Origin of the sequence: Streptomyces atriruber (genome assembly GCF_001418325.1) — a bacterium.
GTDB classification, from domain to species: Bacteria; Actinomycetota; Actinomycetes; order Streptomycetales; family Streptomycetaceae; genus Streptomyces; species Streptomyces atriruber.
In genome coordinates this window covers 1-10,480 of record NZ_LIPN01000416.1, presented here as the reverse complement: position 1 = coordinate 10,480, position 10,480 = coordinate 1, and the positions used below count along the sequence as shown (strand labels likewise).

At 70.2% G+C, this 10,480-nt stretch carries 7 protein-coding genes and 2 pseudogenes; 6 read left to right on the top strand and 3 right to left on the bottom strand.

The window, feature by feature from the left end:
• From AOK03_RS34295 to AOK03_RS34285, 3 genes and pseudogenes are all read left to right on the top strand, one after another.
• A pseudogene (locus tag AOK03_RS34295) lies at nt 1–1,101 on the top strand (TerD family protein); the annotation flags it as partial.
• Nucleotides 1,102–1,352: 251 nt separating this feature from the next.
• Nucleotides 1,353–2,351 (top strand): TerC family protein, encoded by a 999-nt coding sequence (locus AOK03_RS34290; protein WP_079075136.1) that lies wholly within the window; start codon nt 1,353–1,355, stop codon nt 2,349–2,351.
• Nucleotides 2,352–2,426: 75 nt separating this feature from the next.
• Entirely contained in the window at nt 2,427–3,527 is a 1,101-nt protein-coding gene (locus AOK03_RS34285) for a calcium:cation antiporter (protein WP_055569285.1), read from the top strand.
• On the opposite strand, the gene AOK03_RS34280 is transcribed toward AOK03_RS34285, so the two are convergent.
• A complete protein-coding gene (locus AOK03_RS34280) occupies nt 3,517–4,809 on the bottom strand; it encodes an MFS transporter (RefSeq protein ID WP_208609651.1) in 1,293 nt (430 codons plus the stop codon). The two genes, AOK03_RS34285 and AOK03_RS34280, sit on opposite strands and share 11 nt — an antisense overlap.
• A 101-nt stretch (nt 4,810–4,910) precedes the next feature.
• Between AOK03_RS34280 and aroQ the strand changes: the two genes are divergently transcribed.
• Nucleotides 4,911–5,375, top strand: coding sequence for a type II 3-dehydroquinate dehydratase (gene aroQ / locus AOK03_RS34275; RefSeq protein WP_055569284.1), 465 nt, complete (start codon nt 4,911–4,913; stop codon nt 5,373–5,375).
• 43 nt (nt 5,376–5,418) lie between these two features.
• On the opposite strand, the gene AOK03_RS34270 is transcribed toward aroQ, so the two are convergent.
• Nucleotides 5,419–6,075 carry an MBL fold metallo-hydrolase gene (locus tag AOK03_RS34270; protein WP_055569283.1) on the bottom strand — a complete coding sequence of 219 codons (657 nt, stop codon included), beginning with the start codon at nt 6,073–6,075 and terminating at the stop codon, nt 5,419–5,421.
• 10 nt (nt 6,076–6,085) lie between these two features.
• Nucleotides 6,086–6,769: a maleylpyruvate isomerase family mycothiol-dependent enzyme gene (locus AOK03_RS34265; RefSeq protein WP_055569286.1), complete on the bottom strand. Its 684-nt coding sequence runs from the start codon at nt 6,767–6,769 to the stop codon at nt 6,086–6,088.
• 230 nt (nt 6,770–6,999) lie between these two features.
• Between AOK03_RS34265 and uvrA the strand changes: the two genes are divergently transcribed.
• Both uvrA and AOK03_RS44470 read left to right on the top strand, forming a co-directional pair.
• A complete protein-coding gene (gene uvrA / locus AOK03_RS34260; protein ID WP_055569282.1) occupies nt 7,000–10,194 on the top strand; it encodes an excinuclease ABC subunit UvrA in 3,195 nt (1,064 codons plus the stop codon).
• Between the two features lie 172 nt (nt 10,195–10,366).
• Nucleotides 10,367–10,480 (top strand): annotated as a pseudogene (locus AOK03_RS44470) (crotonase/enoyl-CoA hydratase family protein); the annotation flags it as partial.

Below are 10,480 nucleotides of genomic sequence, written 5' to 3'. Positions count from 1 at the left end.
GGCTGGTCCATGGAGGAGCGGCTCTACAACCAGGTGTGGGGCATGTTCGAGGACCTGGCCCGCACCACGGCGGCGTACCGCAGCGCCGTCGACTTCGCCGACTCCCGCATGGAGCAGGAGCTCGACAAGGTCCTCTCCGACCCCCGCAGCCGCATCGGCGGCGCGGGTGACGCCGCCCGTGAGACCGCCCGCGCCAAGCACGCCGACCTGGTCGGCCAGGCCAGGGCAGCCCTCGACCGCGACCTGGCCCAGCTCGCCGCCGAGGCCGACGTCGTCGAGCCCGCCCTGCCCCCGGCGTACGCATCGTGGAGCAACCCCGCCTGGCACGCCTACCGCGCGCCGATGGAGATCCCCATGGCGCTGCGTCTCGGCGACCTCCATCTGCCCGAGCGTGTCGACCTGCGGATCCCGATGCTCGTCCGGCTGCCCCTGGAGCGCGGCCTGTGGATCGACAGCGGCAAGGCCCTCACCAACTCCTTCACGGACTCCACCGAGCTGCGCAGGCTGGCCATGGACACCGCGGTCGCGCACGCGGCCCGGCTCCTCGCGGCCTATCCGGCGGGCGAGTTCCAGGTGCACGTCATCGACGCGGCCGGCTCCGCCGCGCCCGCGCTCGCACCGCTCGTGTCGGCCGGCGTGCTCGCCGGGCCCCCGGCCACCGGTGCGGCCGGTGCCGAGGAGGTCCTCAGCAGGCTCACCCAGCGCGTGGACCTGGTCCAGATGGCCGTCCGCGGCGGCGCCGCCGACGCGCTGCCGCCGGACCTGGACATCGCCGAGCAGCTCCTGATCGTCAACGACTTCCCGCACGGCTTCGACGACCGCGCCGTGACCCGGCTGCGCTATCTCGCGGACGAGGGCCCGGCCGTCGGCGTCCACCTCATGATGGTCGCCGACCGCGAGGACGCCGCGGAGTACGGGCCGCTGCTCGACCCCCTGTGGCGTGCGCTCCTGCGGCTGACGCCGGTGCCCGACGACCACCTGGCCGACCCCTGGGTCGGGCACACGTGGACGTACGACCCGCCGGTGTTCCCGCCGGGCAGCCAGATCCTGCGGCAGGTCCTCGACCGGGTCGCGACGGCCCGGCGCAACGGCGGACGTTGACGTTAAAGCGACTTTTGTAAGTCTCTGACCAGGACTTTTGGCTCTTGTTTACCGTCTTCTTTACCAATGCTTGGTGTTTCGCGTACGCTTCTACCTGCGGAGGGGAGTACTCCCGGCTGCGACGTACCCGTCAATACGGACCGCCATCGGTCCCGGGGCGTCGGCCCGACTCATGGCGGCAACCGCCTCGGGTGGAAGAGACCTCCGGCAGCGACGACGCTGATCAGTAGCCGTACGACGCCGGAGGCGCAGTGGACGTTTCAATGACCCTGTGGGTGACGACCGTTCTCGGTCTGTGTGCCCTGATCGCGGTCGACTTCTTCATCGGGCGCAAGCCCCATGACGTGTCGATCAAGGAAGCCGGAATCTGGACGATCGTGTGGATCGTCCTCGCCGCACTCTTCGGCCTGGGCCTGCTGATCGCGGGCGAGAGCCAGGCGTCCGGCGAGTTCTTCGCGGGCTTCATCACCGAGAAGTCCCTCTCCGTGGACAACCTCTTCGTCTTCATCCTGATCATGGCGAAGTTCTCGGTGCCCTCCCACCTGCAGCAGCGGGTTCTGCTGTTCGGCGTGCTGATCGCCCTGGTCCTGCGAGCGATCTTCATCGCCGCCGGCGCCGCGGTCATCGCCAACTTCTCGTGGGTCTTCTACATCTTCGGCGCGTTCCTGATCTACACCGCCTGGAAGCTCATCCAGGAGGCCCGTGCCGACGACGAGGAAGAGGACTGGGAGGAGAACCGCCTCCTGAAGTCCATCGAGAAGAAGTTCGGCGTCTCGGACCGGTACGAGGGCACGAAGCTGTTCATCAAGAAGAACGGCAAGAAGATCATGACGCCCCTCATGGTCGTCATGCTCGCCATCGGCACCACCGACGTGCTCTTCGCGATGGACTCCATCCCCGCGATCTTCGGCCTCACCCAGGACCCGTACATCGTCTTCACCGCCAACGCCTTCGCCCTGATGGGCCTGCGCCAGCTGTACTTCCTGATCGGCGGACTCCTCAGGAAGCTGGTCCACCTCAGCTACGGCCTGTCGGTGATCCTCGGCTTCATCGGTGTGAAGCTCGTGCTGCACGCCCTGCACGAGAACGGGGTGCACGTCCCCGAGATCTCCATCCCGGTCTCGCTCGGCGTCATCTGCGGCGTCCTGGTGATCACCACGATCACCAGCCTCATCGCCTCCAAGAAGCAGGAGCAGCAGGCGGCGGCCGAGGCCGAGGGCGACGCCCGGAAGGACAGCATCGAGGCCTGACGGCACGACTCCCGCCCCGCACCGGGCGGGAGTCACCGAGTAGCGGCACCAGAGCGCCCGGGGCAGCATCGAGTCATGGTCACTCGGCTCCGGGCGCTCGGCATGCAGTGGACGGCCGTGGTGCCGGTCCTCGCGATCGTTCTCCTCGCTCTCACCTGGGGGCGGGACCTGCCCGGCGTGGTGGTCGTCGTGGTGACGCTGATCCTCGCGGGGTCGGTGCTCGCCGCCGTCCACCACGCCGAGGTCATCGCGCACCGCGTCGGCGAACCCTTCGGCTCACTCGTCCTCGCGGTAGCGGTGACGATCATCGAAGTGGCGCTGATCGTCACCCTCATGGCCGACGGCGGCGACAAGAGTGCCACCCTCGCGCGGGACACCGTCTTCGCCGCCGTGATGATCACCTGCAACGGCATCGTCGGGCTCTGCCTCCTGGTGGGCGCGCTCCGCCACCGCGTCGCCGTCTTCAACCCCGAGGGCACCGGCGCCGCCCTCGCCACCGTCGCGACGCTGGCCACGCTCTGCCTGGTCCTGCCGACGTTCACCACCACCAAGCAGGGCCCCGAGTTCTCCACGGCCCAGCTGACCTTCGCCGCGATCGCCTCGATCGTCCTCTACGGCATCTTCGTGACCACCCAGACCGTGCGGCACCGCGACTACTTCCTGCCCCTCACCAAACAGGGCGAGGTCATCGACACCGACAGCCACGCCGAGGGCCCCTCCGCCAAGGCGGCGATGCTGAGCCTGGGGCTGCTCGGGCTCGCGCTGATCGGCGTGGTCGGCCTGGCCAAGGGCGTGTCCCCGACGATCGAGTCGGGCGTGGAGAGCGCCGGCATGCCGCACGCCGTCGTCGGCGTGATCATCGCGCTGCTCGTGCTGCTCCCGGAGACCATCGCGGCCATGCGCGCCGCCCGCCGCGACCGCGTGCAGACCAGCCTCAACCTCGCCCTCGGCTCGGCGATGGCCAGCATCGGGCTGACCATCCCGGCGGTCGCCATCGCCTCCGTGTGGCTGTCGGGACCGCTCGTGCTCGGGCTGAGCTCGACCCACATGGTGCTGCTGGCGCTCACCGTGATCGTCGGCACGCTCACGGTCGTGCCGGGGCGCGCCACACCGCTGCAGGGCGGGGTCCATCTGGTGCTGTTCGCGGCGTTCCTGGAGCTCGCGGTCACCCCGTAGCGGCAGCCGGGTCCGGGACCGCGACCGGCCGGGTCTCCGGCAGCAGCGCGAAGCACCCGAGGCTCAGCAGCGCGATGCCCGTCAGATACGCGGCCACGCCCCACGGCGTCCCGTCCCCGTGCGCCGCCGCGGTCGCCACGATCGGGGTGAGAGCGCCCCCGACGACCCCGCCGAGGTTGTAGCCGACCGCGGCGCCCGTGCAGCGCATCCGCGGCTCGTACAGCTCCGGCAGATACGCGCCGATCACGGCGAACATCGTGATGAACGCGAGCATCGCCACCAGGAACCCGGTGAACATCAGCAGCGGCTGTCCGGTCGCGAGCAGCGCGATCATCGGGAACATCCACAGGGCCGTCGCGGCGCAGCCGAGCAGGCACAACGGCCGCCGCCCGTACCGGTCGCCGAGCACGGCGACCAGCGGCGTCAGGGCGCCCTTCACCACCACCGCGGCCATGACGCAGGCCAGCATGACCGTACGGCTCACGCCGAGCCGCTCCACTCCGTACGAGAGCGACCAGGTCGTCACGGCGTAGAACACCGCGTATCCGACCGCGAGCGCGCCCGCCGTCAGGAGGACCAGCCGCCAGTGCCCGCGCACCACCTCGGCGAGCGGCACGCGCGCGTGCTCGCGCAGCTCCAGGAAGTCCGGGCTCTCGGCGAGCGAGCTGCGCAGCGCGAGACCGGCCGCCACGAGCAGGCCCGCGACCCAGAACGGCACCCGCCACCCCCAGGCCGCGAACTGCGCCTCGGTGAGGGTGGCGGACAGGGCCAGCATGATGCCGTTGGCCAGCAGGAACCCGACCGAGGGGCCGATCTGCGGAAAGCTCGCCCACAGCCCGCGCCGCTCGGCCGGCGCGTGCTCCGCGGTCAGCAGCACGGCACCGCCCCACTCGCCCCCGAGCCCGAGGCCCTGCAGAAAGCGCAGCACGAGGAGGAGCACGGGAGCGGCGATCCCGATCGATCCGTACGTCGGTACGCAGCCGACGGCGACCGTGGCGACGCCGGTGAGGAGCAGCGACGCGATGAGCACGGGGCGCCGCCCGTGCCGGTCGCCGATGTGCCCGAAGAGGACGGACCCCAGCGGACGCGCGACGAAGCCCACCCCGAAGGTCGCGAAGGCGGCGAGGGTTCCGGCGAGCGGCGAGAACGTGGGGAAGAACAACGGCCCCAGGACCAGAGCCGCCGCCGTCCCGTAGATGAAGAAGTCGTAGAACTCGATGGCGGTCCCGGCGAGCGAGGCGGCCGCGAGCCGCGGCAGTGAGGGTGGCGCAGTTCGGTGCATGCCGCGTCAACTACCCATAGTGACAACCGGTAACTCATGGCGACCGTTCTGGAGCTGGACAGGGGTCCTCGCGCGCGCGGGAGGCGTGATAGACCTCCCTTATGACGCGCAGCCTCGCCACCGCCCCGATCATGATCCTGAACGGCCCGAACCTGAACCTCCTCGGCCGCCGCCAGCCCGAGATCTACGGCACGGACACCCTCGCCGACGTCGAGGCCCTGTGCGCCAAGGCCGCGGCCGCGCACGGCGGGACCGTGGACCTGCGACAGACCAACCACGAGGGCGAGTTGGTCGACTGGATCCACGAAGCGCGCGAGCACCACGCGGGCATCGTCATCAACCCGGCGGCCTACTCCCACACGTCCGTCGCGATCCTGGACGCGCTCAACACCTGTGACGGGATGCCGGTGTTGGAGGTGCACATCTCCAACATCCACCAGCGCGAGGCCTTCCGGCACCACAGCTACGTCTCGCAGCGCGCCGACGGCGTCATCGCGGGGTGCGGTGTGCAGGGGTACGCGTTCGCCGTGGAGCGAGTGGCGGCGCTGGTCGCCGCCGGGGCGTGACGCGTACCCCCGGGGTCACCGGTCCTGCTTCGACCGGGCTGCTTCACCAGCCCCGTGCGCGCCAGTCGGCGAGCTGCGGCCGCTCGGCGCCGAGCGTCGTGTCGCCGCCGTGGCCGGGGTAGACCCACGTCTCGTCCGGCAGCGTCCCGAAGATCTTCGTCTCGACGTCGCCGATGAGGCTCGCGAAGGCCACCGGGTCCTTCCGCGTGTTGCCGACGCCGCCCGGGAAGAGGCAGTCGCCGGTGAACACGTGCGGGTGGCCGTGCGGGTCGTCGTAGACCAGCGCGATCGAACCCGGGGTGTGGCCCACCAGGTGCCGCGCGGTCAGCGTGACGCGGCCGACCGTGATCGTGTCGTTGTCGTCGACCAGGACGTCCGTCGGGACGGGGATGCCGGTGGCGTCCTCGCGGCCCGCGTACGTCCGCGCCCGGGTGGCGTCCACGACGGCGGCCAGGGCCTGCCAGTGGTCGCCGTGCTGATGCGTGGTGACGACGGACGCGATGCCGTCGTCACCGATCAGCGTCAGCAGCGTCCCGGCGTCGTTCGCCGCGTCGATCAGCAGCTGCTCGCCGGTGGCCCGGCAGCGCAGCAGGTAGGCGTTGTTGTCCATCGGCCCGACCGCGACCTTCGAAATCATCAGGTCCGGCAGCTCGTGCACATCCGCGGGCCCGCCGACCTTCACCGCTCCGCTGTACGTCATGTGCCTCAGCCTATAGCGGGGGCAGGGGCGGCAGGAGGCCCCCTTCGGCCGTGAGCGCGGAGCCGTCCCGGCGGCCGGCGAGCCAGCCGACCAGCTCGGGCGCGGGCCCGGAGACGGTGATCTCGGGTCGGCCCTCCCGGCCCGTGCTCCACGCGTGCGTGCCGTCCGTGAGCAGGGTGGGCGGGACGTCGGGGTTCCCCGCGAAGCGTGCCGTCAGGAACGCGATCTCCCGCTGCACGAACTCCTCGGGCAGATCCTCCAGCTCGTATCCGATGCCGAGGTCGACATGGTGCAGCTCCACCTCGACCCAGCGACGGAAGGGCACCCGGGACGCGGAGTCGGTGATGCCGTTGCGCAGCTCCACCGTGCGGGACCAGTCGGCGGGGCGCTCGCCCTCGGCCAGGAAGCGGGCCCCGCTCTCGCGCACGTCCGCCAGCTGCACGTCCAGCGGTCGCGGCGCATCCCGTTCGATGTCCGCGTCGCGCGTCTGCGCGCTCTCGTACATCGGGCGTCCGGCGAGGACGTTCACCAGTGCGTCCGCGTTCCGCGCGATGTGCGCGAGGATGTGGCCGCGGCTCCAGCCCGGCAGCCGTGACGGTTCGGCAGTCGAATCGTTGTTCAGTTTCCCCGCTGCGCTGAGCAGCCGGTCGGTCGCGTCACGTACAGACGCCAGGTCGCGCACATGATCAATCATGCGGTCGACCATAGCTGTGCCACACGTTCGGGTGAAGGGCTCCGAACCCGCCCTCAAATCGAATACGCGTGCTATATGGTCGGGGGCGGCATCGGGCATTCTTGAAGGTCCGGGTTTGTTGTGTACGTGGAACCAGGGAAGCGGCCCGGCGTTGTCAGTGGCTCGCCCTAGTCTGTGAACGACGGGGGTTCTGCCCCCTGTCTCTTCTCTCAAGAAAGGTGCGGACCGGCGTGGCCGACCGTCTCATCGTCCGTGGCGCGCGCGAGCACAATCTCAAGAACGTCTCGCTCGATCTCCCGCGTGACTCCCTCATCGTGTTCACCGGACTCTCCGGGTCGGGCAAGTCCTCGCTCGCGTTCGACACGATCTTCGCCGAGGGCCAGCGGCGGTACGTCGAATCGCTGTCCTCGTACGCCCGGCAGTTCCTGGGCCAGATGGACAAGCCGGATGTCGACTTCATCGAGGGCCTCTCGCCCGCGGTCTCCATCGACCAGAAGTCGACCTCGCGCAACCCGCGCTCGACGGTCGGCACCATCACCGAGGTCTACGACTACCTGCGCCTGCTCTTCGCGCGCATCGGCAAGCCGCACTGTCCCGAGTGCGGCCGCCCGATCTCCCGGCAGTCGCCGCAGGCCATCGTCGACAAGGTCCTCGAACTGCCCGAGGGCAGCCGTTTCCAGGTCCTGTCGCCGCTGGTCCGCGAGCGCAAGGGCGAGTTCGTCGACCTCTTCGCCGACCTCCAGACGAAGGGGTACTCCCGCGCGCGGGTCGACGGCGAGACGATCCAGCTCTCCGAGCCGCCCACGCTCAAGAAGCAGGAGAAGCACACCATCGAGGTGGTCGTCGACCGCCTCACGGTGAAGGACTCCGCCAAGCGCCGCCTCACCGACTCCGTGGAGACCGCCCTCGGCCTCTCCGGCGGCATGGTCGTGCTCGACTTCGTCGACCTCCCCGAGGACGACCCCGAGCGCGAGCGGATGTACTCGGAGCACCTCTACTGCCCCTACGACGACCTGTCCTTCGAGGAGCTCGAGCCCCGCTCCTTCTCCTTCAACTCGCCCTTCGGCGCCTGCCCGGACTGCACCGGCATCGGCACGCGCATGGAGGTCGACCCCGAGCTGATCGTCCCGGACGAGGACAAGTCGCTCGACGAGGGCGCCATCCACCCCTGGTCGCACGGCCACACCAAGGAGTACTTCGGCCGGCTCGTCGGAGCCCTGGCCGACGCTCTCGGCTTCTCCACCGACATGCCCTGGGCGGGCCTGCCGCAGCGCGCCAAGAAGGCCCTCCTCAACGGCCACAAGACCCAGATCGAGGTCCGCTACCGCAATCGGTACGGCCGCGAGCGGGTCTACACCACCGCCTTCGAAGGCGCCGTCCCCTTCGTCAAGCGCCGCCACAGCGAGGCCGAGAGCGACGCCAGCCGCGAGCGCTTCGAGGGGTACATGCGCGAGGTGCCCTGCCCCACCTGTGAGGGCACCCGCCTCAAGCCGATCGTCCTGGCCGTCTCGGTCATGGGGAAGTCCATCGCCGAGGTCTCCGCGATGTCCATCAGCGACTGCGCGGACTTCCTCGCCGAGCTGAAGCTGGGCGCCCGCGACAAGAAGATCGCCGAGCGGGTCCTCAAGGAGGTCAACGAACGGCTGCGCTTCCTGGTCGACGTCGGCCTGGACTACCTCTCGCTGAACCGCGCCGCGGGCACCCTCTCCGGAGGCGAGGCCCAGCGCATCCGCCTGGCCACCCAGATCGGCTCCGGCCTGGTCGGCGTGCTGTACGTCCTGGACGAGCCGTCCATCGGCCTCCACCAGCGCGACAACCACCGCCTGATCGAGACGCTCGTCCGCCTGCGCGACATGGGCAACACGCTCATCGTCGTCGAGCACGACGAGGACACGATCAAGGTCGCCGACTGGGTCGTCGACATCGGCCCCGGCGCGGGCGAGCACGGCGGCAAGGTCGTGCACAGCGGCTCCATGAAGGAGCTGCTCGCCAACGACAAGTCGATCACCGGGCAGTATCTGTCGGGCAAGAAGGCCATCCCGGTCCCGGACGTCCGCCGCCCGGCCGACCCGTCCCGGCAGCTCACGGTGCACGGCGCCCGGGAGAACAACCTCCAGGACATCGACGTCTCCTTCCCGCTCGGCGTCCTCACCGCGGTCACGGGCGTCTCGGGCTCGGGCAAGTCGACGCTCGTGAACGACATCCTGTACACGCACCTGGCCCGCGAGCTGAACGGCGCCCGGTCCGTCCCCGGCCGCCACACGCGCGTGGACGGCGACGAGCTGGTCGACAAGGTCGTGCACGTCGACCAGTCGCCCATCGGCCGCACCCCCCGGTCGAACCCGGCGACGTACACGGGAGTCTTCGACCACGTCCGCCGCCTCTTCGCGGAGACCACGGAGGCGAAGGTCCGGGGCTATCTGCCCGGCCGCTTCTCCTTCAACGTCAAGGGCGGTCGCTGCGAGAACTGCTCCGGTGACGGCACCATCAAGATCGAGATGAACTTCCTCCCGGACGTGTACGTCCCGTGCGAGGTCTGCCACGGCGCGCGCTACAACCGCGAGACGCTGGACGTGCACTACAAGGGCAAGTCCATCGCCGAGGTCCTCGACATGCCGATCGAGGAGGCGCTCGCCTTCTTCGAGGCCGTGCCCGCCATCGCCCGTCACCTGAAGACGCTCAACGACGTCGGCCTCGGGTACGTGCGCCTCGGGCAGTCGGCGCCCACGCTCTCCGGAGGCGAGGCCCAGCGCGTGAAGCTGGCCTCCGAGCTCCAGAAGCGGTCGACGGGCCGGACCGTGTACGTCCTCGACGAGCCGACCACCGGTCTGCACTTCGAGGACATCAGCAAGCTGATCACGGTCCTCTCCGGCCTGGTCGACAAGGGCAACACGGTCATCGTCATCGAGCACAACCTCGACGTGATCAAGACCGCGGACTGGGTCGTCGACATGGGCCCCGAGGGAGGCAACGGCGGCGGCCTGGTCATCGCCGAAGGCACGCCCGAGGAGGTCGCGGGGGTCCCGGCCAGCCACACCGGCAAGTTCCTGCGGGACATCATCTCGGCGGACCGGATCAGCGACGCACTGCCCTCGCAGGGGCGTGGGGCGGCGAAGAAGACTCCCGCGAAGAAGACCGCCGCGAAGAAGTCGGCCGCCAAGAAGGTGGTGGCGGCGAGGGCCGAGGGCACGAGGAAGACGGCCGCGGCGCGGGCGGCGGCCGGTGGCGTGGGTCCGGCTCTGGGCAAGGTCGCCAGCAAGGCGGCCGAGGCGGAGAGCGCGAGCGCGGCCAAGAAGGCCGCCACCGCGAAGAAGACGGCCGCCACGAAGAAGAGCACGGCCACGAAGTCGGTCGCCTCCGCCAAGGAGACCGGCTCCGCCAAGAAGGCGGTCGCTAAGAAGACGACGCGGGGCCGCAAGGCCTGACCGGCGTCGGGCACCGGCCGGTGGCGCTCCGCCTTCCGCAGTCCGCGTCCGGCCGGCGCTCCTGTATGACGCGCCCCGCCCCTCACCAGGGGCGGGGCGCGTCGCGTGCACGGGGGAGCGGGGGCCCGAACACACCTTGTCCGGCGCCCCGTTCCCGTGGTCGGCTTGCCCCATGCCGGTACGCAGCGAACGCGCAGGCCCCATCACCACCATCGTGCTGTCCCGCCCCACCGTGCGAAATGCCGTCGACGGGCCCACCGCCCGCGCCCTCGCCGACGCCTTCCGC